Consider the following 23,466-nt stretch of genomic DNA (forward strand, 5'->3'; position numbering starts at 1 on the left):
GGGTGATCGTTTCGTGGAGGCGACGGCGCCGTCGTCGGCGCATCGCGGAAGGTGCGGGCGCACGCGCGATTCGGCGTGTGCGAAGGGGGTGGACCGGGTGAGCGGTCGGATGGCGCGATATCCGCAGACCGGGGCGCCCGGTGAGAACGGGCGTCGGAATCGCCGGTCAGGCGGTCGCGCTCCCCCAGTCTAGCCGGGCCGCCTGGGCATCGGCTCCGCGCGATGCGAGGCGGCCCGGGCGGCGCACGCGCCCGGGCCGCCTCGCGTGCCTTGTCAGTCCTCGGCCAGGATCGCGTCGATCTGCCCGAGCGACCCCTTCATGCCCTCCTCCATGCCCATGTCCACCATGGCCTGGAGCTGCTCCGCCGACTCGAACTGCGAGGCGATCGACATGCGCGTGCCGCCGCCGTCGGTCGGCTCGAGGGTCACGGTGAACACGGTGGAGCCCAGGTCGCCGGTGGGATCGCCGTTCTCGTCGGCGAAGCCGTCCTCGACCCGCAGGGTCGTCGGCTCCGCGATCTCGAGCCGGCTCCACCACCCGTGGGCCTTCTCGCCCTCCGGGCCGCTCATGTAGTACGTCGAGCGCCCCGGCACAGCGAAGTCATGGCGCGTGAAGGTCGCCGGCCACCCCGGAGGGCCCCACCAGCGCTCGAGCTGCCGCGGGTCCTCCCACAACTTCCAGACCCGCTCGGCGGGGCGGTCGAACTCGGCGACCATGGTCATGGTGAGGGCGTCGGGGTCCTTCACCGCTTCGATGAACGTCATCGCTCTTCTCCTTCGTCGAGGATGCTCTGCATCCGGTCGATGCGCTGCCGCCAGAGGTCCTCGAACCGGTCGAGGAGACGGCGGGCGTCCCGTATCGCCGATGGCTCGGCGTGCACGATCTGCTCCCTCCCGCGGCGCTGCTTGGTCACGAGCGACGCGCGCTCGAGCACGGCGACGTGCTTCTGCACCGCGGCGAAGCTCATGTCGTACAGCTCCGCGAGCGCCGAGACCGACCGCTCGCGCTCGATGACGCGCGTCACGATGTCGCGTCGCGTCGCATCGGCGAGCGCGTGGAAGATCGCGTCGACCTCCGCGTCGCTGAGCTGGGCTCCCATTTGTACAACCATTTGGTTGTACGTTAGCGCGGGCATCCGACGGTGTGAACGCCTTCCGCGACGCGCCTGCTGAGCACGCCGGGCCTGCGTGCCAGGCTGTCCGCATGAGGCTCGACGACGTGCATCCCGACCTGCGCGACATGGCGCGACGGGCGCCGCGCGTCGACGTCGGCAACGCCGCGATGCGCGTGCTGGCGCGGTTCGGGGCGCGGCACCTCGTGCCGGCGGCGCGCGCGCCCGGCGTCACCACGCGCGACCTGCGCGCCGGTTCCCTGCGGCTGCGCGTCCACTCCCCCGGCACGCACACCGGCGGCGCCCTGCTGTGGATCCACGGCGGCGGCATGGTGATCGGCGCACCGCGGCAGGACGCCCGGCTGTGCGCGCGGATGGCGGCGCAGCTCGGGATCACGGTCGTGGCGCCGCAGTACCGGCTGGCGCCGGAGCATCCGTTCCCCGCGCCGCAGGAGGACTGCCTGGCCGCATGGACCTGGCTGCAGGCGCACGCCGCGGAGCTCGGCGTCGACCCCGCGCGCGTCGCGGTCGGCGGGGCCAGCGCCGGCGGCGGCCTGGCGGCCTCGGTGGTCAACGCGGTGCACGACGCCGCCCGCGGTCGCTCCCGAGGGACCGAGCCGGTCGCGCAGCTCCTGATCTACCCGATGCTGGATGACCGCACGGCGACCCGCACCGACCTCGACGCACTCGACCACCCGGTGTGGAACAACGCCGCGAACCGGGTCGGCTGGACCGCGCTGCTGCTCGGGACCTCGCGCCCGGGCGACGACACCGTGCCGGCGGCGGCCGCTCCCGCGCGGCGCGAGGATCTCCGCGGGCTGCCTCCCACGTGGATCGGCGTCGGCGACATCGACCTCTTCCACGACGAGGACGTCGCCTACGCGCGGCGGCTGAAGGCGGCCGGTGTGCCCGTCGTGCTCGACGTCGTGCCCGGGGCGCCGCACGGCTTCGACACCCTCGGGGTGGACGCCGAGGTCGCCGCCCGGTTCACCGAGCGCGCGCTCGCGTGGCTGCGCGACGCCGTGGCGCCGCGCTGACCGCAGTCACTCGGCGTCGATCAGCTCCAGCAGCTCCTTCGCCGCGGCCGCGATCTCGTCGTGGTCGTACTGCGCGGCCCGGGACTCGAGCGAGATGACGGCGCAGCGGTGCACCTTCTCGTAATCCCCGAAGGGGAACGAGTAGTGCGCCTTGGTCTCCTCGTTCTCATCCGTGTCGATGCCGAGGTGCCACCGGGCGTACTCGTCCCAGCCGTGCTCCTCGCGCCACGCCGTCTCCTTCTTCGCGGGCAGCGCGTGCTCGCTCCAGTCGTCGCGCTCGTCGTGCACCACGCGCCCGTCGCGCACGAGCTTCTTCGCGTGACGCAGCGCGCTCTCGTTCAGCTTGACGGTCACGTCGCTCCTCCCTCGTCCTGTACGTCTGTCCTCGTGCGTTCCGGTCTACCGGCGAGGGACGCTCGAGGCACCCGCCTTGACGAGCGCCGGATGGCGGCGCATCCTGCGCGTCCGCGCCACCGGGATCGGCCTGTGGACGAGCAGGATGATCAGAATCCGCGCGGGGCCTTGATGCCCCTGCGCGATGGGCGTGGAATCTCCATAGCGGCCACAAGCCGCACCCGAGAGAACGGAACCATCGTGTCTGAGATCACCACCCCCTTCGAGCACGAGCACCTGAGCGTGGTCACCGGCCGCCGATCCGGCCTGGTCATCGCGGTCGCGGTGCACAGCACCGTGCTCGGCCCCGCCCTGGGCGGCTGCCGAGTCTGGAACTACCCGTCGTGGCAGGACGCGGTCGACGACGCCCTGCGTCTGTCGCAGGGCATGACCTTCAAGAACGCGCTCGCCGGGCTGGACGCCGGCGGCGGCAAGGCCGTCATCCATCTGCCGATCGACGAGCGCCTCGAGGACGAGCGCCGGCGCGCCGCCTTCCTCGACCTGGGCGACCTGGTCGAGCAGCTGGGCGGCCGCTACCGGACGGCCGAGGACGTGGGCGTCACGTCGGCCGACATGGCCGTCGTCGCCGAGCAGACCGCCCACGTCGTGGGCCTGCCGCCCGAGACCGGTGGCCACGGCGACCCCGCGAGGCACACCGCGCACGGCGTGTACGCGGCGATCCGCGAGACGCTGCGGCGCATGGACGGCAGCGGCGCCGTCGCCGGCCGCCGGATGACGATCGCCGGGCTGGGCCATGTCGGCTCGAGCCTCGCCGAGCAGCTCGCCGCCGAGGGCGCGGTCCTGACCGTGTGCGACGTCAACCCCGAGCGCCGGGAGCTCGCCGAGCGCCTGGGCGCCGCGTGGGTCGAGCCGGCCGAGGCCCACCGCGTCGAGGCCGACGTGTTCATCCCCGCCGGCGTCGGCGGCATGTTGTCCCCGACCGTCATCGAGGAACTGGCCGCCCGGGCCGTGGTCGGACCCGCGAACAACCAGCTGCTGCGCCCGGACGGCGCCGAGCAGCTCGCCGCGCGCGGGATCGTCTACGCCCCCGACTTCCTGGTGAACGCGGGCGGCGTGATCTTCCTCGACGCCCCGGTCGATCTGCCGCGGGCCCGGCTCGACGCGCGCCTCGACGGGATCGCCGACACGCTGCGGTCGGTGTTCGACGTCGCCGAGCGCGAGGGCGCCACGACGGTCGAGGCCGCCAGCCGCATCGTCGCCGAGCGGCTCGCACGCGCACGGACCGACGTGCACGTCTGACGGCGCGACGCCCGCGGGCACGACGAAGGCCCGCCGGATCGGCGGGCCTTCGCGTCTGGGCCGGAGTGCCGGGTCAGCGCCCGAAGCCGACCTTGTCGACCTTGCGGTGGAACCGCATGCCCGCGACGCCGCCGAGAACGGCGCCTCCCAGGCTCACCAGCAGCGCGCCCACCGCGGTGATGACGCCGAGCGTGGTCAGCTCGCCCTCGTTGAAGGGCAGGCGCGGGAAGGTGTTGACCTCGGCGAGGATGTTCCACTGCGCGCCCGCGATCGCCGTGATGATCGCGACCACGACGGCGATGATGATCGCCCAGAGCCAGACGGCGACGCCCTGCTTGGCTCCGCTGAAGCGCGACATCCGCCCGGCCACGTAGCCGCCGCAGTAGTACGCGATGAACAGGATGACCAGCACGATGATCGCGCCGACGATCCCGATCGTGCCGGCGTTCTCCTCCGCGGCCTGCTCGGGGTCGACCTGTGCGCCGAGGCCCAGCGCGGCCCCGGTCCCGGCGACGAGCGCCGTGAGCAGGACCGTCATGCCCATGGCGCACAGCCAGCCGAAGAAGGCCGAGCCGAACTTCATGCCGCCGAACTCCTCCTTCTCGCGTGCCACGACCTCCTCGCGCACCTCGCGGCCCGGCACCCCGGCCACGCCGGTCGCGGGAGCCGCGTCATGGTGGACGACGCCGTCGTCCCGCCTGTCGTCGACGCGGCGGTCACGCGAGTCGTCGACGTCGTGCGCGCGGGTCCGGTCGTCGCCCGGGGCCACGTCGTACGAGCGCGTCGGCTCGTCGCTGCCGTAGCCTGCGTCGCCGTCGCCGGGAACGTGACGGCCGTGCTCGGGCGCGCGGCGCGGGTCCTCCGGGGTCGTCCGGTCCGGATCGGTGGGAGTGCTCATGACGATGCTCCTTTCGGGATTCACCCTGCGGTGATCCCAGTGAACGCACCGCTTCGCACGGCGGACAGGGCATTGCGCTCGCGCGGTCCACGCGGTATACGCCGGTGAGCGGGAAGCGTCAGAACGGGGGCGGGTCGGCGCCGAAGTCGGCGCGGGCGATCTCGGCGGATGCCTCGAACCTCACGACCGGGGTGGGTTTGTGCTTGACTATCCGGCCGGTCGGGCTGATGACCTCCATCACCCCGCCGGGTCCGTGTCGGAAGTCCCAATTCGAGTTGTGTTTCAGGACGTGGTGGGCCCGGCACAGGTTGGCGAGGTTGCGGACGTCTGTCGGGCCACCGTGGGAGTACGGGATGGTGTGGTCGTCCTCGCACCGGACCGCCGGCTGCCGGCAGCCGGGGAAGCGGCAGTGCTCGTCCCGGGCGATCAGGAACCTTCGCTGCGCCTTCGTGGGCGTGTAGGTGTCGACGGTCTTCAAGCACCCGGTGTCGGGGTCGGTGAACAGGCGCGTCCACTTGGCGGCCTCCCCGGCCAGGCGGCGCGCGGCCTCCGCGGGGATGGGCCCGTAACCGGCGAGGAACGCCGACTCGTCGCCGACGCCGGTCAGTGACTGCCACGGCACGGTGACCTGCACGGTCGCCTTGATCTGCGTCAGGGCGTCGCCACCGTGCTGGTCGATCAGCTCCGCGGTGGGCAACCCGGCGAGGGCGATCTCGGCGAACACGTCCGCCCGGATCTGATCCAACGTCCGGTCGTCGCCCTCCGTCTTGGTGCGGTGGATCGTGCGCGCCATCTGCGTCACCCGGTCGTGCATCGCGTACACAGTGACCGCGGGACCGACGTAGGTCAACTCCCCCATCCCGTCCGGGAGCGGAGCCACGCGGACGGAGCGGTCGGCCATGGCCTCCTCGTGCCGCTCCTCCAGTGGCAGCGGCTCGATGTCATCGGCGAGCTTCCGTGCGACGGACCCGAGCTGCCCGGCGGTGAGCTTCACCGCGCGGGGCAGGATGATCTGCTCGAACTCGGCGCGGGAGTCGTCATCCTCGAGACGGCTGCCGGCGTCCAGGATCGCTCGGACGTGACCCTCCGAGATGCGCCCCTCCTCGAACAGGGCGAACGTGGCCGGGAACCCGTCCACGAGATCCACCGCCCACTCCATGCGGAGCCGGATGGACCGGTCCGAGATCCGCGCCGCGACGCCCAACTCGGCCGCGATCGATCGCACCGGGTGCTCGAACTCCGAACCCGTGCCGGCGCGGCGCATCTGCGACTCGGCGATCGCGCGGGCTTCGGCGAGGATCCGCGCCTGCCGCGCCTTCGCCTGCGCGATCGCCCGCTCCTGCGCGAGGAAGTCGTCCACCAGCTCGGACGTGCGCGCCAGTTCGCCGAGGGTGGTGGTCCACCCGGTCGAGTGCGGCTCCGTCGTCATGCCCCTGATTCTTCCCGGGGCCACCGACATTCGACGGGTTGGAAAGGGCAGATCAGGGGTTCAAACGAGATCTGTGGAGAACTCGTCTTGAGGGCATCCTGTGGACGAGCTGTGGGCCGGTCTGCAGGGACGGTTTGGACACGTTTCGACTCCGGCGCCGGCGCGCCTCCGCTCGACGACCGCAGGGTCACGCCGGCGCTGGCACGCCTCCGCTCAGCGCGGGGCCATGCGGAGGGCGCCGTCGAGGCGGATGGTCTCGCCGTTGAGGTAGTCAAGCTCGGCGATCGACAGGACCAGCCGCGCGAACTCCTCCGGGCGGCCGAGGCGGTGCGGGAACGGCACGGTGGCGGCGAGCGAGGCGTTCACTTCCTCGCCGAGCGACGCGAGCATCGGTGTGTCGACGATGCCGGGGGCGATCGTGTTCACGCGGATGCCGTGCTGCGCGAGGTCGCGCGCGGCGGCGATGGTCATGGCCGCGACGCCGCCCTTCGAGGCCGCGTAGGCGATCTGGCCGATCTGGCCCTCGAACGCGGCGACCGACGCGGTGTTGACGACGAGGCCGCGCTGCCCCTGCTCGTCCGGCTCGTTCTGCGCCATGGCCTCGGCCGCGAGCCGCATCACGTTGAAGGTTCCGACCAGGTTGACCTCGATCGCGCGCCGGAAGGTCTCGAGGTCGTGCGCTCCCCGCGAGGAGACGATCCGCCGCGCGGGCGCGATGCCGGCGCAGTTGACGACGACGCGGAGCGATCCCGGCGCTGCGACCCCCACGGCGGCTCGGACCTGCTCCTCGTCCGTCACGTCTGCCGCGACGAGCCGCACGCCGGCCTCGCGGTCCGGCGCGGACCCGGCACGCTCGACGGCGGACGGCAGGTCGACCCCGATCACGTCGACGCCGTGGCGTGCGAGCGCCCGTGCGGTCGCCTCCCCCAGGCCCGACGCGGCCCCCGTGACCAGCGCGCTGGCTCCCTCGATGTGCATTCGCTCTCCTCCGTGTCTCGTATCCGTACCCGACGTCTCGCGGTCTATCGTCCCGACACCGTGCCGAACAGCCGGGCGACGGGCGCGAGAACGAGCGGACGCGCCGCGACCCACGCCGCGACGATCGCGAGCATCGACGCGCCGAAGATCCAGAAGCCCGTCCAGTCGACGACGTCCTTCGCGGCGTACATGTGGTTCAGGTTCCTCAGCGCTCCCGTGGCGAGGACGAGCGTCACGTGCACGGCGATGAACAGCACGAACACGATCATCACGGGGAAGTGCACCGCGCGCGCCCATTCCACGGGGAGGATCCGGTTCAACGTCTTCGCCCGTGCGGGCCAGAGGTTCGACATGCGGAACCCCGTGATCGCCGCGAGCGGCGCCGCGACGAACACGACGCCGAAGTACGACAGCTGCTGCAGGGCGTTGTAGTGCACCCATCCGTTCTCGGTGGGCCAGTCGAGCGCGGCGTACTGCAGCAGCGCGCTCAGCGCGTGCGGGAAGACGTCCCACGAGGTCGGGACGATCCTCATCCACTGGCCCGTCGCGAACAGCAGGATGACGTAGATCGCGCCGTTCACGAGCCACAGCAGGTCGAGCGACTGGTGGAACCACAGCGAGAGGCTGATCCGGCCCCTCGGCTTGGCGCGCGGCGCCCAGTACGCCGGCGGGCGCCGCTCGGTGCGCACCTGCCACCCGCTGCGGATGATGAGCACGAGCAGGAACACGTTGAAGAAGTGCTGCCAGCCGAGCCAGGCGGGGATGCCCACCGGGGCGCCCGCCGGGAGCGGATAGGCCCCCGGATACGCGGCGATGAACGCGCGCACTCCGTCGAGCGACACGATCCAGCGGGTCAGGAGCACGACCATCGCGGCGGCGTACACCAGGGCGCCGGCGGTGAGGAGCGCGGCGCCCACCCACTGCCCCCGCGTGTACGGCCCGATCCGCTCGGGCTCGGGCGCCGCGCTGGGGCGCCGCGTCGGCGCGACCGCGCGCCCCGGGCTCGATGCCGCATCGGGCACCGGCCGCACGGGGACCGTGGACGATCGCGGCGCGGGCGCCTCCCGGCCGCTCGCCCGGTCGGCACCCGCCCCCGCGAGGCGCTCGGCCACGCGCGCGGCGAACGCCGCGGACGGCCACGGCTCGCCGCCCGGCACGCGCGGCAGGCCGCGTCGCACGGGTCGGGACGCCGTGATCGCCGGGCCGGGGTCCTCGCCGGCCCGCCCGACCTCGACGGGTGCCGGTTCCGGCTGAGCCTCGACCCGACCGCGCTCCCCGCGTTCCGGCTTCCCGGCGGTCGGCTCGGGCTCCGCGGCGAGCGCCGGCGCCGCCCCCTCCGGACCGGGCGGCCACGGCTCGCCGCCCGGGACGCGCGGCAGGCCGCGGCGGATCGTCGTGCCGTAGGTCGCCACTCAGGGCCTCCGTGCCTCGAGGGCGGCGATCAGCTGCGGCACGACGGTGAACACGTCGCCCACGACCCCGAAGTCGGCGATCTCGAAGATCGGCGCGGCGGCGTCCTTGTTGATCGCGACGATCGTCTTCGCGGTCTGCATGCCGACGCGGTGCTGGACGGCGCCGCTGATGCCGAGGGCGACATACAGCTGGGGCGAGACCGAGACGCCCGTCTGCCCGACCTGGTGCGCGGCGGGGACGTACCCCGCGTCGACCGCCGCACGGGATGCGCCCACTGCCGCGCCGAGCGCATCGGCGAGCCGGCCGACGAGCGCGAACCCCTCCTCGGATCCCAGCCCCCGCCCGCCCGCCACGACCCTCGCGGCGCCCCGCAGATCCGGGCGCGACGTCGCCCCGGAGGTCGCCTCGAAGGACTCGACCACGGCGGCGGGCGCGCCCGACGACTCGACATCGAGCACGCGCGACGTCACGGGCCGCGGCTGCGCCCGATGCTCGACCGCCCCCTGCCGGAGCGTGATGACCGGGGCGCCGAAGGTGACGGCGGAGTCCACGGTGTACGCGCCGCCGTACACCGAGTGGTGCGCCACGATGCCGAGCTCGTCCCGCGAGACCCCGACTGCGTCGACCGCGATCGCAAGCCCCGCGCGCGCCGTGAAGCGGCCCGCGGCATCGCGCCCCTCCACCGAGTTCGACACCAGCACCGCGTCGGGCTGCACCAGCGCGTACGCCGCAGCGAGCGCGTCGACTGTCGGCACGGTCAGGAGCGCCGGATCTCCCGTGGGCGCCGCGAGCAGCACGGTCTCGGCCCCGAGCGCGGCCACGGCCGCGGCGAGCGCCCCATGCCGCTCCGCCGGTGCGACCACGAGCGCGACGGGCGTTCCCACGGCGTCGGCGGCGCCCAGCAGCCCCGCCGCGGAGGCCGCCGGCTCGCCGTCGGGAGCGAGCTCGACCACGACCAGGATGGCGTCCTCGGCGATCTCCACGTCCTCCACCTCACACCAGCCGGTTCTCGACGAGGAACTCCGCCAGGCGCTCGCCCGCATCCCCCTGGTCCGTGATGATCGTCCCCGCGCCCCGCGCCGGCCGCTCGGCGACCGCGATCATGATCGACCGCGGGGCGTCGATCCGCTCCGCTTCGACGTCGAGGTCCGAGAGGCTCGCGGTCTCGAAGGGCTTCTTCTTGGCGGCCATGATCCCCTTGATGCTCGCGAGCCGCGGGTCGGGCAGCGCCTCGGTGATCGAGATCACCGCGGGCAGCGCGGCCGTCACGCGCGCGACGCCCGCCTCCACGGCGCGCGCCCCCGAGACCCGCTCCTCCGCGATCTCCACCGAGGCGAGCGAGGTCGCGTGCGCGACGCCCAGGCGCTCCGCGAGCATCGCGGGCAGCACCCCGCCCGACCCGTCCGTCGACCGGTCGCCCGCGATCACGAGGTCGAAGCCGACCCGGCGCACGGCGGCGGCGAGCACCTCGGCGGTCAGGGACAGGTCGGCGCCGCGCAGCGCGTCGTCGGCCACGAGCAGGGCCGACGTGGCGCCCATCGCGAGTCCCTTCCGGAGCGTGGCGGCGGCCGTGGCGGGGGCCATCGACACGAGGACCACCTCGGTCCCCGGATGGGCGTCGGCGTACCGCAGGGCGACCTCGATCGCGCGCTCGGAGATCTCGTCGAGCACCCGCGCCGCGGCCTCGCGTTCCGCGAGACCCGTCTCCAGCGACAGGCTCCGGTCCCCCGCCGTGTCCGGCACCTCCTTCGCGAGCACCACGATCCTCATCCGCGGCTCCCGTCCGTCGATGCCCGGCGCTCGCGCGGCGCCGCGGAGGACGCCGGCGTCCACCCGATAACGTGACCGTGAGACAGGGAGGTGCACCGGATGGCTCCGCACTCACCGCTGCCGGTGGATCCGATCGCCGAGGCCCGGCGCCAGTGGATCGCGCACGAGTGGGAGGACGCCGCCGACGGCATGGCGGCGGTGACGTCGATCATGCGGGCGCACCAGCTGATGCTCGCGCGGGTGGACGGCGCCCTGCGCCCGTTCGGGCTGACCTTCGCGCGGTACGAGATGCTGCGGCTGCTGGCGTTCACGCGGGAGGGCCGGCTGCCGATGTCCTCCGCCACGACCCGCCTGCAGGTGCATCCGGCGAGCGTCACGAACACCGTGCGGCGCCTGGAGCAGGACGGGCTGCTGCGGCGCGAGGCCCATCCGCAGGACGGGCGTGCGGCCATCCTGACCCTCACCGACGAGGGACGCGATCTCGCCGAGCGGGCGACGCACGCGCTCAACGCGAAGGTGTTCGAGCAGATCGGGCTCGACGCGGACGAGCTGCGCTCGCTCGCGCACATCATCGCGCGGCTGCGCCGGCGCGCGGGCGACTTCACCGACCCGCGGCCGATGCCCGAGCCGCTCTGATCCGCCGGACGCCGGCCCGTCATCGTCCCGAGGCTCCCGGCTCCGCCTGCGCCCGGATCGTGTTGATGATCGCCGAGAAGTCCTGCTGGGCGCCCGGCCCCTCGGCGAACTCCCGGTAGATCTCCCTCGCGAGCAGCCCGAGGCGCGCATCCACCCCGGTGCGGGCGATCGCCTGCTCCGCGAGGCCGAGGTCCTTCGCCATGAGCGCGCCGGCGAACCCCGGGCGGTAGTCGTGGTTGGCGGGGCTTGTCGGCACGGGTCCGGGCACCGGGCAGTTGGTGGTCAGCGCCCAGCACTGCCCGGACGCGTTGGAGGCGACGTCGAACAGCACCTGGTGGGACAGCCCCAGTCGTTCGCCGAGCACGAAAGCCTCGGCGACGGCGATCTGCGAGATCCCGAGGATGAGGTTGTTGCAGACCTTGGCCGCCTGACCCAGCCCCGCGCGGCCGCAGTGCACGATCCGGTGCCCCATCAGCTCGAGGATGGGCTTCGCCTCGACGAAGTCGGCCTCGTCGCCGCCCACCATGAACGCGAGCGTCGCGTTCTCCGCACCGACCACGCCGCCCGACACCGGCGCGTCCAGCGCACGATGACCCGCCGCGACGGCCCGCGAGGCGGCCTTCAGCGCGTCGTCGACGGCGATGGTGGACGAGTCGATGAACAGCGTGCCCGGTCTCGCTGTCGCGAGGAGTCCGTCGCCCGTGCCGTCTCCGTACGCGGCGAGCACGTGCCGACCCTCGGGCAGCATCGTGATGACGACGTCCGCCTCGGCGGCGGCCGCCTCGCCCGACTCCGCGATCGCGACGCCGGCGTCGCGCGCCGCCGCGCAGAGCTCGGGCACGAGGTCGAAGGCGCGCACGTCGCGCCCCGCGCGGACGAGGTTGGCGGCCATGGGGCCGCCCATGTGGCCGAGGCCGATGAACGCGATGATGCTCATGTCGTCTCCTTCGACGCCTGGGTTCGGCACCCCGTCTGCGAGGTGCGGGTCAGCGCTTCCTCTCGAGCAGGTCGCGCCCGACGATCAGCTTCATGATCTCGTTGGCGCCCTCCAGGATCTGGTGCACGCGGAGGTCCCGGACCACGCGCTCGATCCCGTAGTCGTGGAGGTAGCCGTATCCGCCGTGCAGCTGGAGGGCCGCATTGGCGGCCTCGAACGCGGCGTCGGTCGCGAAGCGCTTCGCGAGCGCGCACGCCACCGCCACATCCGGCGCGTTCTCGTCCATCTTCGCGGCCGCGCGCTCGAGCAGGGCCCGAGCGGCCTGCAGCCGGGTCTCCATATCGGCGAGCGTGAACACGACCGAGTCGAGCGCCGCCAGCGGAGCGCCGAACGCGGGCCGCTGCTGCACGTGCGCCACCGCGCGGTCCAGCGCCCACTGGGCGCCGCCGAGCGAGCACGCGCCGATGTTCACGCGGCCGCCGTTGAGGCCCTTCATGGCGATGTGGAAGCCGGTGCCCTCGTCGCCGAGCAGGTGCGAGGCCGGCACCCGGACGTCGTCGAACATCACCTGCCGCGTCGGCTGCGCGTTCCAGCCCATCTTCCGCTCGTTCGGCCCGAACGAGAGGCCGGGAGCGTCGCCGGGGACGATCAGCGCACTGATCCCCTTCGGCCCGGGTCCGCCCGTGCGCGCCATCACGACGTACACCGCCGAGGCGCCCGCGCCCGAGATGAACTGCTTGGTGCCGTTGAGCACGTACTCGTCGCCCTCGCGCCGCGCGGAGGTCGTGATCGCGGCGGCGTCGGATCCGGCGCCCGGCTCGGTGAGGCAGTAGCTCGCGAGATCCTCCATGGCGGCCAGCCGCGGGACCCAGCGCCGGCGCTGCTCCTCGTCGCCGAACGTGTCGATCATCCAGACCACCATGTTGTGGATCGAGATGTACGCGGCGATCGTCGTGTCGCCCTTGGCGAGCTCCTCGAAGATCGCCAGCGCGTCGCGGCGCGTGAGACCGGAGCCGCCGACGTCCTCGCGGGCGTAGATGCCGCCGAGTCCCAGCTCCCCCGCCTGCCGCAGCGTCTCGACCGGGAAGTGCTTCTCGAGATCCCACTCCCCCGCGTAGGGGGCCAGCGCGGTCTCCGCGAACTCCCGCACCATCTCGACGAGGGCCAGGCGCTCCTCGGTGTCGGTCATCGTCATGCTCATGTCACGGTCCCCTCAGTGCATCGTCGGGATGACGAAGCTCGCGCCTTCCTTGATCCCCGACGGCCACCGGCTGGTGACCGTCTTGGTCTTCGTGTAGAACCGGAACGCATCCGGCCCGTGCTGGTTCAGGTCGCCGAACCCCGAGCTCTTCCAGCCGCCGAACGTGTGGTACGCGATCGGGACGGGGATGGGGACGTTGACGCCGACCATGCCGATGTTCACGCGGGCGCTGAAGTCCCGAGCCGCGTCCCCGTCGCGCGTGAAGATCGACACGCCGTTGCCGTAGGGGTTCTCGCTCGCCAGGCGCAGCGCGTCCTCGTAGGTGTCGGCCCGCACGATGATCAGCACCGGGCCGAAGATCTCGTCGCGGTAGACGTCCATGTCGGGCGTGACGTGATCGAAGAGCGTCGGGCCGATGTAGAACCCGTTCTCGTGGCCGGGCACGGCGAGCCCGCGGCCGTCGGCGAGCAGCGTGGCACCCTGCTCGACGCCGAGCTGGATGTAGCGCTCGACGCGGGCCTTCGCCTCGGCCGTGACCAGCGGGCCGTAGTCGAAGCCCTCCTCGAGCGCCGGGCCGACGCGCAGGTGCGCGACCCGCTCGGCGAGCTTGGCGGCGAGCGCGTCCGCGGTCTCGGCGCCGACCGGCACGGCGACCGAGATCGCCATGCAGCGCTCCCCCGCGGACCCGTATCCCGCGCCGACGAGCGCGTCCGCGACCTGGTCGAGGTCGGCATCCGGCATCACGACGAGGTGGTTCTTGGCGCCGCCGAAGCACTGCGCCCGCTTGCCGTTCGCCGCGGCCGTGGCGTAGATGTACTGGGCGATCGGCGTCGAGCCGACGAAGCCCACGGCCTTGACCCGGGTGTCGCGCACGATCGCGTCGACCGCCTCCTTGTCGCCGTTGACCACGTTGAGCACCCCGGCCGGCAGCCCCGCCTCCAGGAACAGCTCGGCGAGCCGCAGCGGGACCGAGGGGTCGCGCTCGCTGGGCTTGAGGATGAAGGCGTTCCCCGCGGCGAGCGCCGGGCCCGCCTTCCAGAGCGGGATCATAGCGGGGAAGTTGAACGGCGTGATGCCGGCCACGACCCCGAGCGGCTGGCGCATGGAGTACACGTCGATGCCCGCACCGGCCCCCGTGGTGTACTCCCCCTTCAGCAGGTGCGGGGCGCCCGCGGCGAACTCGATGACCTCGACGCCGCGCTGGATGTCGCCCATCGAGTCGGCGATCGTCTTGCCGTGCTCGCTCGAGAGCCGACGGGCCAGATGCGGCAGGTCCTTCGCGACCAGGTCGAGGAACTTCAGGAGCACGCGGGCGCGCTTCTGCGGGTTCTGATCGCCCCACTCGATCTGCGCGGCCTCGGCGACCGCGATCGCCTCCGCGACCTCCGCCGAGCTCGCGAGCGGGACGCGCGCCTGCACCTCGCCGGTGCTCGGGTCGTACACGTCGCCGAAGCGGCCGGACGTGCCCTGCACGTGCGCTCCGCCGATGAAGTGGGTGAGCTCTCGCACCATCGCCGTCTCCCGTCGGACATCCGTTGTCCTTCAAAGGAGATAGTACGCCGTCCAAATACCTGGGACCAGAGATTATCGCACTCGATCGGCGATGGATTCATCAGTATGCGAACTCACGTCGCCGGTCGTTGAGCGGAGCGAGCGCCAGCCCACCCCGGTCGTCAGCGGAGCGAGCGTCAGCGAGCGGAGTCGGAGCGCACCCAACCGCCACCGGCTCCACCCCACGCCCGCCCTACACTGACCCCATGCCCGTCTTCGATCACCTCGGAATCACCGTCGACGACGTCCCGCATGCGATCGCGCGCTTCGATCCGATCCTGCAGGCGCTCGGCTTCGAGAGGTCCGACGCCGAGAACTCCGCGTCGTGGTGGCGCGAGGGCGAGACCGAGTTCATCGTGATGCCGGCGCGCGAGCCCGGCACGGGCCGCACGTGCACGGCCGGGTCGGCTGCCAGCACCTCGCGTTCGCGGTCGACTCGCGCGCGGAGGTCGAGCGGCTGCACCGCATCGCGCTCGACGCCGGCTGGACCGCGGTGCGCGACCCCAAGGAGTACCCGCGATTCACCGACCGGTACTACGCCTCCTTCCTGGAGGACGTCGACGGCATCCGCATCGAGTTCATGCACAACCCGCCCCGCGACGTCGGCTGACGTCGAGCCGGCTCACCGGATCACTTCCGCGGCCCTGCGCAGGTCGTCGACGAGATGCGCGAGGGCGGCCCGGCGGTCCGCGTCCTCGCGGATGCGCAGGATGCTCGACGGGTGCGCGGTCACGACGGTCGGTGTGCCCGAGGGGTCCGACGATTCCATCACCATGCCGCGGACCTCGCCGATCCTCACCGACCTGCCGAGCACCGCTCGCGCGGCCGTCGCGCCGAGCGCGACGATGACCGTGGGCCGCACGAGCGCGATCTCCTCCTCGAGCCACGCGTGACACGCGGTGACGTGCGCGACCGACGGCTTCTCGTGGATCCGCCGCTTGCCGCGGCGCTCGAAGCGGAAGTGCTTCACGGCGTTCGTGCGGTAGACCGCGTCGCCCGCGACGCCCGCCGCGGCGAGCGCCTCGTCCAGCACCCGCCCCGCGGGGCCGACGAACGGCTCGCCCTCGAGATCCTCTCGGTCGCCGGGCTGCTCGCCGACCAGCATCATCTGCGCCGCATCCGGGCCCGACGAGAACACCACCTGCGTCGCGTCGCGCCACAGCTCGCACCCGCGGCACCCCTCGGCCGCACGTCGCAGCTCCTGCAGGTCCGCGCCGTGCGGGACCCAGTGCTCCGCGCCGGGGCGCTCCTCGCCGTCTGCCGCTATCGCCCCATGGTGACGCGGACGCGCCCCGCACGGCGATCCGCTTGACAGAGCGGGACGACGGAGGTCAGTCGAGCGAGATGTCGACCACCAGCCGCATCGGATCCTCGAGCGTCGTGACCGTGAAGTCGCGCTCGCGGTCGAGACCGATCGCCCACGACGTCTGGCTCTCGAAGTTCTCGATCCGCTCGAGCTCCTGGATCACCGAGACGTTGTCGGGATGCAGCTGCGCCGGCCCGTCGTAACCCGCGCCATCCGGGCCCGGCATCCAGGCGCCCGCCGACACGACCAGCGTCGCGTCGCCGGCGACGTCGACCGGCTCGCCCCGCGGCGCGTCGAGGATCGGGTCGTCCCGGTACTCGACGCGATAGCCCGGCAGCGTGCCCGATCCGGAGAACTCGATCACCACGCGCTCGAAGCACGGCTCGTGCGCCCCTGACCGGATCTCGGCGCCCACGACGGTCGAGAGCCGCTGCGGGAATCCGTCCTCGACCCGGTCGGTCCCGCCCGCGTCGGGGCACGGCGTCTCGGGCGGAGGGCTGGCCGTCGCCGGGGGCGTCATGTCGGGTGTCGAGCCCGGCGTGGTGGCGGGCGGGCTCTCGCCCGGGGTGGAGCCGGGCGGCGAGGCGGTCTCGGTGGGCCCGGCCGAGCCCGTGGTCGGCGGCGGCTGCGGCGGGCCGCCGGTGCACGCCGCCAGGGAGAGCAGAAGGGCCAGCGCGGCGATCGCGCCGCCGGCCGATCCGGTTCGAAGGGGTCCCCTTGTGGTGCTCATCTGACGCCTCCTGACGCCCGGGGAGCGCCATCTTACGCCCGCGTCTCGGCGGCGGAAACGGGCGGACGATCACGGTATGGCGGCAGTCTTCGAAGATCGCCCGAGCGGACGCGACGAGGGGCCCCGCCGTGCGGCGGGGCCCCTCGTTCCAGCGGCGTGGATCAGCCGATCGGCGTGCCCGCCACGGTGAGCTCCCACGAGTCCTGCCAGAAGTCGGCCGGGTCGATCGTGCCCTTCGCCTGGGCCCAGTCGATCAGCAGCTGGCGGATCTCCTTCTGCTCGTCGTAGACGAGCGGAGCCGAGGCGATGTGCGGGAAGCCGCCGCCGCCCGAGCGCCGGTAGTTGTTGACCGCCACGACCACCTGGGTGTCGTCCGCGAGGGGCGTGCCGTCGGCCAGCGTGATGCCGTCAACCCGCGAGCCGACGGGCTGCGAGAGGTCCACCGAGTAGTCCAGCCCCGCGATGATGTCGAGGTTGTAGTCGGGCGTTCCGCCGGCGCCCGTGTCGCGCGCCGGGTCGAACGTCGAGCCGGCCGGCACGGTGGCGAAGTACTTGTTCGAGAACTCGAGGTAGTCGTCGATCTGCGCTCCAGTCATCGTCACCGCGTGGAGCGTGTTGTCGTAGATGTACAGCGACGCGATGTCCTTGACGGAGACGTCGCCGGCTGGGAACACCGCGGTGCGCGAGAACGGCGCCGCGATCGAGAGCACCGGCAGCTCGGCGTACGCCGTGCCCTCGAGCGCCGCGTCCACCGTGTCGGTCTGCACCTGCTGGATGAAGTCGATGATCGGCGTGTCCTCGTAGCGCGAGGTGACGGCCGACAGCTCCTGCGTCGACTGGGCGACGACCTGGTTCACGTACGCCACCGTGGTCGCGTGCTGCTCGGCGACCAGGTCGAGGATCTCCTGCGACTGCGGGTAGTCCCTGGTCCGGATGGCCGACGCCTCCGCGGAGTCGACCTGCCACTGGCCGCGCACCTTGCTGAGGTCGAGCTCGACGCGCGAGACCGTGGATCCCCAGCGGTACGGCTGCGTGAGCAGCACCTCCTCGCCGGTCACCTCGTTGACGATCGTCTGCGACGGCGCATCGCGGTGCGTGTGTCCGAGCACCATCACGTCGATGCCCGGCACCGTGCGGGCGATGACGTCGGAGGGGTTCTCGGGCGCCGCGATGGACTCGTCGTACGACGATGCGCCCAGGCCGGCGTGCGACAGCACGACGACCACGTCGGCGCCCGCCTCCTTGACCCGCGGGACCCAGGTCTGGGCGGCCTGGACCATGTCCTGGAACTCCAGCCGGCCCTCGACGTTGCCCTTGTCCCAGATGGCCGACCCCGGCGTCGTGAGTCCGAGGATGCCGACCTTGACCGGCTTCTCGCCCGGCACGCGCTTGGCGACGATCGTGAACGGCTTCAGGGCCGGCTCCCCCGTCGCGACGTCAATGACGTTCGCGCCCAGGAGCGGGAAGTCCAGCGCGCCCTCATAGGCCTCGAGCGTGTCGAGACCGTAGTTGAACTCGTGGTTGCCCACGACCTGCGCGTCGTAGCCGATCGCGTCGTAGGCGGCGGCCATGGGGTGGACGGCGCCGGTCTCCTCGACCGGCTCCTGCACCGCGTAGTAGTAGCTGAGCGGCGTGCCCTGGATCGCGTCGCCGTTGTCGACCACGATCACGCTGTCGTCGCCCTGCTCCTCGCGGACGGCGTCGACCACGGAGGCGACCGACGCGAGCCCGATCGCGTCCCCGGCCCGGTCCGAGTAGGGCCGGTCGTTGAAATAGTCCCAGTTCGCGACGTTGCCGTGCAGGTCGGTGGTGGCGAGCAGGGTCAGGTCGAGCGTGTGGTCCTCGGGCGCGGCTGCGGCGGGCACAGCGGCGGTCGCGACCAGCACGGCCGCGAGCGCGGACGCGAGGTGAAGCTTCACGGTTCTCCTTCGAGCATGACGACGGCCCGCGATCGCGGGGCCTGTCCGCACGCTAACGCCACCGAGTCACGCCGATGTGAACACGCCACGGGCTCAACTGCCCAGGTGAGGCAGGCGGTGCTCCTGGTACGCGCTGAGGTGGATGGCGTGGAGCCCTCCCACCGACGCGACGGGGATCAGGTAATAGGTCATGTCGGGATCGATCACGAAGAACTCGTCGATCTCGTCCGGATCGTACGGCCTCCGCTGTCCCCGAGTGGTCGAGAGGTAGGCCTTCCACGAATCACCGGCGCGGACGGTCGTGGTCTTCACCTGGATGCGCCGGATGCCGTCGGCTCCCGACACCAGCAGGTCGTAGCGACACGGCTCGAGAGGCCACGACACATCCTCGCCGCAGAGCGTGAACCACGCGGCGGCGAGCAACGGCCCCGCCTTGCGCAGGTGTGCGGTGTCCGGCGTCCTGACCCTCCGGCGCCCTTCCGGCGGCTCCGCGAGGTGCCCGATGTCGATGTGCAGACGCAGCGCGTGGCCCTTGAGCACGCTTACCGCGCCCGGCCCCTGGACATCGAGCTTCTCAGCCACGTCGTCCCAGGACTCTCCGGTCGATATCGCCGCACGAAGGGCGTGTTCGTCCCATCGCCGCCGACCGCGGAAGTGGCTGTAGTCGACCCCGAGCCGACCCGACCAGTCCGCGCGACCCGCGCGGCCCCAGGGACCGCGCGAGGAGCTGGGTGATGTTGGCGGAGATACTCACCCCCCCCCGGAGTATCCAGCAGCCTCCGACACGACCGCATGGCGCACCGGCGGAATACGCTCCCCACCGACGCCGTCTCGGCTGTTGCTCAGTCCGATAGAACGTCTGCTACCGGACTGGAGATGCGTCACCGGTGGTGCGTTCCGTCCATGGTGAGTGAGCGTTCGATCCAGGTGCGCAGTTGCGGGGCAGGGACGGCGCCGATCATGCGGTCTGCCTCTTTTCCGTTGCGGTAGAGCAGGAGGGTGGGGATTGAGGAGATTCCGTGTCGTTGGGAGACGCGCGGCGAGGTGTCCGCGTTGACCTTGGCGATCTTGAGGCGTCCGGCGAGGTCGCGGGATAGTTGCTCGACGACGGGCGCGATCTGGCGGCATGGCCCGCACCAGGGCGCCCACACGTCGACGAGCACGGGAAGGGTAGCGTCGCCGACGACCGTGTCGAACGAGTCGTCGTCCGCTTCCACGAGCCACGGCAGGTCGGCGTGGCACTTCGCGCATCGGACTCGCCCGGCGCGTGCCGGGGGCACGCGGTTCTTCACCGCGCACCCCGGGCACGTCACCACGTTCACAGCCACACCCCGTGACGGGCGAGCACGGCCTGCACCTGGCGGAGGCTGGGCTCCATGAGCCACTCGCCGTCGATGTGCACGACCGGGGTGCGCAGCCGGCCACCGGTCAGTGCCGCCAGGCGTGCATGCACGGACGGATGCTCGTCGAGGTCCACGTAGTCGTAGTCGATGGCCGCCCGGTCCAAGGCGCGCCGGATCAGCTGGGTGATCCCACACCATCGGTTGCCGTAGATCGCGACCGGCACAGCCCGCGTCCGCGGCACGGCGCGGGCAGGGGTGACATCCCAGATCGTCATCGCTGCACCTCCTCGTCGTCTTGTCATGGTCCCCGGCTGCGACGAGGTCGAGAGCGGCCACGAACTCGTCGAAGTCAGGGAGCTCCTTGAGCCGTTCGGACACGTGAGCCCAGCGGATGATGCCCTCGGCGTCGATCAGGTAGAGGGCGCGTTCGCTGTGCCCGTCGGCGTTGCGCCAGACGTTGTACGCGCGGGCCGTCTCACCTCGGGGCTGGAAGTCACTGAGAAGTGGGTAGCGGATGCCGCGCACCGCCGCCCACGCGCCGTGACTGTAGATCGAGTCCACCGAGATGCCCAGTAGCCGGATGCCGCGCGAGGCGAACTCATTGTGCTCCTGCTGGTACAGTTCCAGCTGCACGCTGCATCCCGGACTCCAGTCCAGCGGGTAGAACACCACCGCCACCGGCGTTCCGCGCATCTCCGACAACCGCACGATCGTGCCGTCCGCCGCGGGGAGTGCGAAGTCCGGTGCCGGCGTTCCTGGCTCCAGCCCGGTCGTCACGCGTGGTCCGTCCATCGGGGGCGCGCTCTTGAACATGTCCCGGACGGCGGCGAGGTCATCCGATGTTTCCGGCACCTGCGCGGTCTCGATGACCGTCGCGGACTCCAGCACGTCGAAAGCGTCCATCACGCCACCCCCGCCTTCTGCAGTGGACGGATCACCCGAACGGGGACGTTCCCGTGCTTTCGGCGCCCGGGACCCTTTCGGGCCCCGGGAAGCCGCCCGGTCAGGAAGCGACCGAATGCGCGGGATCGGCTTTTGGGTCCGCAGCCTCCTGCTCCGCCGGCGTGGACTCGGTAGCCCGCGATGCGGGTGACGACGATTCGACGGCGACCGCGACCTTGCGCGGGAGCGCGTCGGATCTCACCGGCAGTGTGACTCTCAGCACTCCGTCCCGGTAGTCGGCGGCAATAGCATCAAGATCGACCTCGTCGCCAAGTGCAAGCTGCCGCACCACGCTCGCCGAACCGCGCTCACGGACCAGCCAGCGCTCACCGCGGTCCTCTCGCGAGGTGTCTCGATGAGCCCGGACTGTCAGCAGTCCCGCCTCGGTGACGCACGCGCATGCGTCGTTATTCCCGAGCTGGAGAAAAGTCTCCAAGTCTGCGTAGACGTCGCCTTCTCCAGCTCCTTGGCCGACTCCGCATGAAAGCGGGGGTGTCGGCAGACGTTAATGCTGTGGCTGTGTCGTCGAGAGCAGTGTGCGCGCTCGGTCGAGGTGCGCGGGGTTGACCATAACGTCCCAGTGCTCGGCCGCGAGGTTCTTCACGGACGAGAAGTCCCGCTTGCCGCGCCATAGGGCATGTCCGACGAGCCCGAAGAGGGCGCCCCAGAGCGCGCCGAGGCCGGTCGCGGCGATCAGCAGCCACAGCAAGAAGAGGACGGGGGCGAAGATGCCGAGAATGAGGCCGATGAGCAGACCGAACCAGGCACCGGAGGCGGCGCCGTAGCCGGCGGCGCGGGCCAGTGTCATGCGCCCGGTCACCTGCTCCTCGATGCGCACGTTCCAGCCAATGATTGAAACCTCTTCGACGGGGAACTCCGCGTCGGAGAGCCGATCGACCGCGGCCTGCGCAGACGCGTAGTCGTCGTAGCGTGCGAGGAGTTCACGGGCGGGTGTCGAAATGGGTGAGTTCGTCATGCTGTCTCCTTTAACAGAATGTGCTCGGGGTGGTACGGGGTGAGTCGACGGCGACTGGTCGCCTCATCGGCCATCGAGAGCAGCCTCTGAACTCGTTCCGTCGTGGGCGGATGTGTGCGGAACAGGCTGCTCGTGGCGCCGCCGGACAGGGGATTGGCGATCATGAGGTGCGCGGTCGTGGAGCCGGCCGGCGCCGCCCCTGGGAGGCGAACCGCCCGGACGCCCGCCTCGATCTTCTGGAGGGCGGATGCCAGAGCGAGCGGGTCACCGGAGAGACGGGCGCCGTCGGCGTCGGCCTCGAACTCGCGCGTGCGGCTGATCGACAGCTGGATCAGCGTCGCGGCCAGCGGCGCAAGGATGAGCATCAGGAGAGCTCCCAGCGGGTTCGGCGCATCGTCGTCATCGGATCCGAAGGGAAGGAAGAGGGCGAACTGCGCGAGGGATGTGATGATTCCCGCGAGGCCGGCCGCGACGCTGGAGATGAGGATGTCGCGGTTGGTGACGTGCGACATCTCGTGTGCGAGGACGGCGCGCAGCTCGCGTGGAGTCAGCAGTCGCAGGATGCCGTCGGTGACGCAGACCGCCGCATGCTCCGGGTTGCGCCCCGTGGCGAAGGCGTTTGGCTGTGCCAGCGGGCTGACGAAGACACGAGGCATCGGCGCTCCGGCCGCGGTCGCCAGCTGGCGAACCATCGATACGGGAGCCTCACGGGCGGTGATTGGTCGGGCGCGCATCGTGGCGAGAGCCATGCGGTCGGACCAGAAGTACGCTGCGCCGTTCATGGCGAGCGATCCCAAGGTGGCGACGAGCAGACCCTCAGATCCGCCCAGCCCGTAACCGGCAACAAGGATGATGCCCGTGAGCAGACCGAGCAGGACGGCCGTCTTTAGCCCGTTTCGGAAACGACGCATCGAACACAACTCCCTCCGCTTCTAAACTTGCGCCGATTTCTATCAACTTTACGGCAAAGGCCGCGGCGGGGCAAAGACGCTCGTCAACATGCGAGCGGTCTAACCCAGCTCAAGGGGTGCCCCAGCCACTAACCAGAACACTGCCGCTATCAGCACGCCGGCGAGCACCGACGTCGACAGTGCGCGGCGCTTGAGCTGCCGACTGATCCGCCGGAAACGAGACCGGACGCTCCCGGCACAGCAGCGTGAGTTACGCCGCCACTGCGTCCGAGGGTGTCCTGTGCTCGTTGGCGGTGATACTTCCGCTCGATCCAGACGACGATCGCGAGGCGCAGTTCCTGCCGGGTGGCCCACCGCTGCTGGTTGAGAACGTTCGTTTGAAGCAGGGACCAGAAGCTCTCCATGGCCGCGTTGTCGCCGGCGGCGCCGACTCGTCCCATCGATCCGACCATGTCGTGACGGCGTAACTCGCGGGCCATCGCGCGGCTGCGAAACTGGCTGCCCCTATCGGCGTGCAGGATGCAGCCGGCGACCTCACCGCGGCGGGCGACGGCGTTTCGGACGGCGTCGACGGCGAGCTTCGAGGTCATCCGGTCGCTGATCGAGTAGCCGACGATGCGGTTCGAGAACACGTCCTTGATCGCGCAGCAGTAAAGCTTGCCTTCGCTCGTCCAATGCTCCGTGATGTCGGTGAGCCAGAGCCGGTTCGGTGCGTCCGCACGGA

25 protein-coding genes and 2 pseudogenes are annotated in these 23,466 nt (G+C 71.6%); 4 read left to right on the forward strand and 23 right to left on the reverse strand.

What is annotated here, in order from left to right:
* Nucleotides 1-273: 273 nt before the first annotated feature.
* Together B5M43_RS07470 and B5M43_RS07475 are read right to left on the reverse strand one after the other, a co-directional pair.
* A complete protein-coding gene (locus tag B5M43_RS07470; RefSeq protein WP_055991577.1) occupies nucleotides 274-765 on the reverse strand; it encodes an SRPBCC domain-containing protein in 492 nt (163 codons plus the stop codon).
* Nucleotides 762-1,100 (reverse strand): ArsR/SmtB family transcription factor, encoded by a 339-nt coding sequence (locus B5M43_RS07475; protein ID WP_374198158.1) that lies wholly within the window; start codon nucleotides 1,098-1,100, stop codon nucleotides 762-764. Before B5M43_RS07475 ends, B5M43_RS07470 begins: the two co-directional genes overlap by 4 nt.
* A gap of 104 nt (nucleotides 1,101-1,204) precedes the next feature.
* Between B5M43_RS07475 and B5M43_RS07480 the strand changes: the two genes are divergently transcribed.
* Entirely contained in the window at nucleotides 1,205-2,149 is a 945-nt protein-coding gene (locus tag B5M43_RS07480; RefSeq protein WP_134746096.1) for an alpha/beta hydrolase, read from the forward strand.
* Nucleotides 2,150-2,155: 6 nt separating this feature from the next.
* Here B5M43_RS07480 and B5M43_RS07485 read toward each other — a convergent pair whose 3' ends face one another.
* Nucleotides 2,156-2,503 (reverse strand): hypothetical protein, encoded by a 348-nt coding sequence (locus B5M43_RS07485; protein WP_134746095.1) that lies wholly within the window; start codon nucleotides 2,501-2,503, stop codon nucleotides 2,156-2,158.
* Nucleotides 2,504-2,743: 240 nt separating this feature from the next.
* On the opposite strand from B5M43_RS07485, the gene B5M43_RS07490 reads away from it, so the two are divergent.
* Nucleotides 2,744-3,802 (forward strand): Glu/Leu/Phe/Val dehydrogenase dimerization domain-containing protein, encoded by a 1,059-nt coding sequence (locus tag B5M43_RS07490; RefSeq protein ID WP_230667767.1) that lies wholly within the window; start codon nucleotides 2,744-2,746, stop codon nucleotides 3,800-3,802.
* A 73-nt stretch (nucleotides 3,803-3,875) separates the two neighbouring features.
* On the opposite strand, the gene B5M43_RS07495 is transcribed toward B5M43_RS07490, so the two are convergent.
* From B5M43_RS07495 to B5M43_RS07520, 6 genes are all read right to left on the reverse strand, one after another.
* On the reverse strand, nucleotides 3,876-4,700 hold the full coding sequence (locus tag B5M43_RS07495; RefSeq protein WP_134746093.1) for a hypothetical protein: 825 nt from the start codon (nucleotides 4,698-4,700) through the stop codon (nucleotides 3,876-3,878).
* A gap of 118 nt (nucleotides 4,701-4,818) precedes the next feature.
* Entirely contained in the window at nucleotides 4,819-6,129 is a 1,311-nt protein-coding gene (locus tag B5M43_RS07500; RefSeq protein ID WP_167626788.1) for an HNH endonuclease signature motif containing protein, read from the reverse strand.
* Nucleotides 6,130-6,342: 213 nt separating this feature from the next.
* Nucleotides 6,343-7,107: an SDR family NAD(P)-dependent oxidoreductase gene (locus tag B5M43_RS07505; RefSeq protein ID WP_134746091.1), complete on the reverse strand. Its 765-nt coding sequence runs from the start codon at nucleotides 7,105-7,107 to the stop codon at nucleotides 6,343-6,345.
* A 44-nt stretch (nucleotides 7,108-7,151) separates the two neighbouring features.
* Nucleotides 7,152-8,519 carry a cytochrome b/b6 domain-containing protein gene (locus B5M43_RS07510; protein WP_134746090.1) on the reverse strand — a complete coding sequence of 456 codons (1,368 nt, stop codon included), beginning with the start codon at nucleotides 8,517-8,519 and terminating at the stop codon, nucleotides 7,152-7,154.
* Nucleotides 8,520-9,503, reverse strand: coding sequence for an electron transfer flavoprotein subunit alpha/FixB family protein (locus B5M43_RS07515; protein WP_230667769.1), 984 nt, complete (start codon nucleotides 9,501-9,503; stop codon nucleotides 8,520-8,522). It lies immediately after the preceding gene.
* A gap of 10 nt (nucleotides 9,504-9,513) precedes the next feature.
* Nucleotides 9,514-10,290: an electron transfer flavoprotein subunit beta/FixA family protein gene (locus B5M43_RS07520; protein WP_055991976.1), complete on the reverse strand. Its 777-nt coding sequence runs from the start codon at nucleotides 10,288-10,290 to the stop codon at nucleotides 9,514-9,516.
* 99 nt (nucleotides 10,291-10,389) lie between these two features.
* Here B5M43_RS07520 and B5M43_RS07525 point away from each other — a divergent pair, with 99 nt between their 5' ends.
* The gene (locus tag B5M43_RS07525) at nucleotides 10,390-10,926 is read left to right on the forward strand and encodes a MarR family winged helix-turn-helix transcriptional regulator (protein ID WP_055991550.1); all 537 of its coding nucleotides are present in this window, start codon (nucleotides 10,390-10,392) and stop codon (nucleotides 10,924-10,926) included.
* Nucleotides 10,927-10,945: 19 nt separating this feature from the next.
* Here B5M43_RS07525 and mmsB read toward each other — a convergent pair whose 3' ends face one another.
* From mmsB to B5M43_RS07540, 3 genes are read right to left on the reverse strand one after another with little or no spacing between them, the layout of a single operon-like run.
* On the reverse strand, nucleotides 10,946-11,863 hold the full coding sequence (mmsB, locus tag B5M43_RS07530; RefSeq protein ID WP_134746088.1) for a 3-hydroxyisobutyrate dehydrogenase: 918 nt from the start codon (nucleotides 11,861-11,863) through the stop codon (nucleotides 10,946-10,948).
* A 49-nt stretch (nucleotides 11,864-11,912) separates the two neighbouring features.
* On the reverse strand, nucleotides 11,913-13,064 hold the full coding sequence (locus tag B5M43_RS07535; RefSeq protein WP_055991546.1) for an acyl-CoA dehydrogenase family protein: 1,152 nt from the start codon (nucleotides 13,062-13,064) through the stop codon (nucleotides 11,913-11,915).
* Nucleotides 13,065-13,076: 12 nt separating this feature from the next.
* The gene (locus B5M43_RS07540) at nucleotides 13,077-14,576 is read right to left on the reverse strand and encodes a CoA-acylating methylmalonate-semialdehyde dehydrogenase (RefSeq protein ID WP_055991543.1); all 1,500 of its coding nucleotides are present in this window, start codon (nucleotides 14,574-14,576) and stop codon (nucleotides 13,077-13,079) included.
* A gap of 367 nt (nucleotides 14,577-14,943) precedes the next feature.
* Here B5M43_RS07540 and B5M43_RS07545 point away from each other — a divergent pair, with 367 nt between their 5' ends.
* The gene (locus B5M43_RS07545) at nucleotides 14,944-15,225 is read left to right on the forward strand and encodes a VOC family protein (protein ID WP_230667773.1); all 282 of its coding nucleotides are present in this window, start codon (nucleotides 14,944-14,946) and stop codon (nucleotides 15,223-15,225) included.
* 12 nt (nucleotides 15,226-15,237) lie between these two features.
* Here the strand turns inward: B5M43_RS07545 and B5M43_RS07550 are convergent, their stop codons facing one another.
* From B5M43_RS07550 to B5M43_RS07595, 11 genes and pseudogenes are all read right to left on the reverse strand, one after another.
* Nucleotides 15,238-15,882 (reverse strand): UdgX family uracil-DNA binding protein, encoded by a 645-nt coding sequence (locus tag B5M43_RS07550; RefSeq protein WP_134746087.1) that lies wholly within the window; start codon nucleotides 15,880-15,882, stop codon nucleotides 15,238-15,240.
* Between the two features lie 64 nt (nucleotides 15,883-15,946).
* Complete coding sequence (locus B5M43_RS07555; protein WP_134746086.1) at nucleotides 15,947-16,651, reverse strand: hypothetical protein; 705 nt, start codon at nucleotides 16,649-16,651, stop codon at nucleotides 15,947-15,949.
* Between the two features lie 161 nt (nucleotides 16,652-16,812).
* Nucleotides 16,813-18,570: a bifunctional UDP-sugar hydrolase/5'-nucleotidase gene (locus tag B5M43_RS07560; protein WP_134747197.1), complete on the reverse strand. Its 1,758-nt coding sequence runs from the start codon at nucleotides 18,568-18,570 to the stop codon at nucleotides 16,813-16,815.
* Nucleotides 18,571-18,663: 93 nt separating this feature from the next.
* The gene (locus B5M43_RS07565) at nucleotides 18,664-19,152 is read right to left on the reverse strand and encodes a group I intron-associated PD-(D/E)XK endonuclease (protein WP_055991528.1); all 489 of its coding nucleotides are present in this window, start codon (nucleotides 19,150-19,152) and stop codon (nucleotides 18,664-18,666) included.
* 299 nt (nucleotides 19,153-19,451) lie between these two features.
* The gene (trxA, locus tag B5M43_RS07570; RefSeq protein ID WP_230667775.1) at nucleotides 19,452-19,862 is read right to left on the reverse strand and encodes a thioredoxin; all 411 of its coding nucleotides are present in this window, start codon (nucleotides 19,860-19,862) and stop codon (nucleotides 19,452-19,454) included.
* A 26-nt stretch (nucleotides 19,863-19,888) separates the two neighbouring features.
* Entirely contained in the window at nucleotides 19,889-20,188 is a 300-nt protein-coding gene (locus tag B5M43_RS07575; RefSeq protein ID WP_230667777.1) for a glutaredoxin domain-containing protein, read from the reverse strand.
* A 79-nt stretch (nucleotides 20,189-20,267) separates the two neighbouring features.
* Nucleotides 20,268-20,816, reverse strand: a pseudogene (locus B5M43_RS15435) (redoxin domain-containing protein); the annotation flags it as partial.
* A 100-nt stretch (nucleotides 20,817-20,916) separates the two neighbouring features.
* A complete protein-coding gene (locus tag B5M43_RS07580) occupies nucleotides 20,917-21,291 on the reverse strand; it encodes an Hsp20/alpha crystallin family protein (RefSeq protein WP_205829557.1) in 375 nt (124 codons plus the stop codon).
* 69 nt (nucleotides 21,292-21,360) lie between these two features.
* Nucleotides 21,361-21,831: a general stress protein gene (locus B5M43_RS07585; protein ID WP_134747193.1), complete on the reverse strand. Its 471-nt coding sequence runs from the start codon at nucleotides 21,829-21,831 to the stop codon at nucleotides 21,361-21,363.
* Nucleotides 21,828-22,742, reverse strand: coding sequence for a zinc metalloprotease HtpX (locus B5M43_RS07590; protein ID WP_134747190.1), 915 nt, complete (start codon nucleotides 22,740-22,742; stop codon nucleotides 21,828-21,830). Before B5M43_RS07590 ends, B5M43_RS07585 begins: the two co-directional genes overlap by 4 nt.
* A 263-nt stretch (nucleotides 22,743-23,005) precedes the next feature.
* A pseudogene (locus B5M43_RS07595) lies at nucleotides 23,006-23,466 on the reverse strand (IS3 family transposase); the annotation flags it as partial.

The organism is Microbacterium sp. MEC084, assembly GCF_004514465.2.
In the GTDB taxonomy this organism is placed as follows: domain Bacteria; phylum Actinomycetota; class Actinomycetes; order Actinomycetales; family Microbacteriaceae; genus Microbacterium.

Excerpts from the sequence above, each read along its gene's own strand:
- B5M43_RS07500 (WP_167626788.1), bottom strand. The coding sequence starts at position 6,129 with ATGACGACGGAGCCGCACTCGACCGGGTGGACCACCACCCTCGGCGAA.
- mmsB (WP_134746088.1), bottom strand. The coding sequence starts at position 11,863 with ATGAGCATCATCGCGTTCATCGGCCTCGGCCACATGGGCGGCCCCATG.
- B5M43_RS07505 (WP_134746091.1), bottom strand. The coding sequence starts at position 7,107 with ATGCACATCGAGGGAGCCAGCGCGCTGGTCACGGGGGCCGCGTCGGGC.
- B5M43_RS07535 (WP_055991546.1), bottom strand. The coding sequence starts at position 13,064 with ATGAGCATGACGATGACCGACACCGAGGAGCGCCTGGCCCTCGTCGAG.
- B5M43_RS07470 (WP_055991577.1), bottom strand. The coding sequence starts at position 765 with ATGACGTTCATCGAAGCGGTGAAGGACCCCGACGCCCTCACCATGACC.
- B5M43_RS07495 (WP_134746093.1), bottom strand. The coding sequence starts at position 4,700 with ATGAGCACTCCCACCGATCCGGACCGGACGACCCCGGAGGACCCGCGC.
- B5M43_RS07480 (WP_134746096.1), top strand. The coding sequence starts at position 1,205 with ATGAGGCTCGACGACGTGCATCCCGACCTGCGCGACATGGCGCGACGG.
- B5M43_RS07555 (WP_134746086.1), bottom strand. The coding sequence starts at position 16,651 with ATGAGCACCACAAGGGGACCCCTTCGAACCGGATCGGCCGGCGGCGCG.
- B5M43_RS07540 (WP_055991543.1), bottom strand. The coding sequence starts at position 14,576 with ATGGTGCGAGAGCTCACCCACTTCATCGGCGGAGCGCACGTGCAGGGC.
- B5M43_RS07575 (WP_230667777.1), bottom strand. The coding sequence starts at position 20,188 with ATGACGATCTGGGATGTCACCCCTGCCCGCGCCGTGCCGCGGACGCGG.
- B5M43_RS07520 (WP_055991976.1), bottom strand. The coding sequence starts at position 10,290 with ATGAGGATCGTGGTGCTCGCGAAGGAGGTGCCGGACACGGCGGGGGAC.
- B5M43_RS07585 (WP_134747193.1), bottom strand. The coding sequence starts at position 21,831 with ATGACGAACTCACCCATTTCGACACCCGCCCGTGAACTCCTCGCACGC.
- B5M43_RS07525 (WP_055991550.1), top strand. The coding sequence starts at position 10,390 with ATGGCTCCGCACTCACCGCTGCCGGTGGATCCGATCGCCGAGGCCCGG.
- B5M43_RS07475 (WP_374198158.1), bottom strand. The coding sequence starts at position 1,100 with ATGGGAGCCCAGCTCAGCGACGCGGAGGTCGACGCGATCTTCCACGCG.
- B5M43_RS07590 (WP_134747190.1), bottom strand. The coding sequence starts at position 22,742 with ATGCGTCGTTTCCGAAACGGGCTAAAGACGGCCGTCCTGCTCGGTCTG.